This is a genomic window from Streptomyces beijiangensis (assembly GCF_017315755.1).
GTDB lineage: Bacteria > Actinomycetota > Actinomycetes > Streptomycetales > Streptomycetaceae > Streptomyces > Streptomyces beijiangensis.
In genome coordinates this window covers 1-369 of record NZ_JAFLRJ010001063.1, presented here as the reverse complement: position 1 = coordinate 369, position 369 = coordinate 1, and the positions used below count along the sequence as shown (strand labels likewise).

At 73.4% G+C, this 369-nt stretch carries 1 pseudogene; it reads left to right on the top strand.

The annotated features are described in order from the left end of the window. Nucleotides 1-119: 119 nt before the first annotated feature. A pseudogene (locus tag J0695_RS40550) lies at nucleotides 120-369 on the top strand (hypothetical protein); the annotation flags it as partial.

Below are 369 nucleotides of genomic sequence, written 5' to 3'. Positions count from 1 at the left end.
CGGTGCGGTCGGGTGAGCCGGGGAGGCCGGAAGTGGCAACGCGTGCGGGGCAGTTACTGGCATTCCTCACCGTAGGACGGCTGATTTCCGGCTGCGGCGGGACTGCCACGCCCGGTTCCGTGACCGCCCCACCCCCGTCCCTCACCGCCCCGGCCCGGTCCGCCGCCGACAGCGTCGGCCTCACTGTCAGCGGCGGATTCGCTGGGGTGCGGCGCGGCATCGAGGTCCGCCCCGGCGGCAAGGTCTTCGTCACCGACCGTAAGGGCGGCCGCGCGTCCCGCGATCTGTCGGACACCGAGCAGAAGCGGCTCGGCTCCCTCCTGGGTGCCGTCGACTTCGCCGCTCTGCCCGCCCGCAGCATCTCCGAGA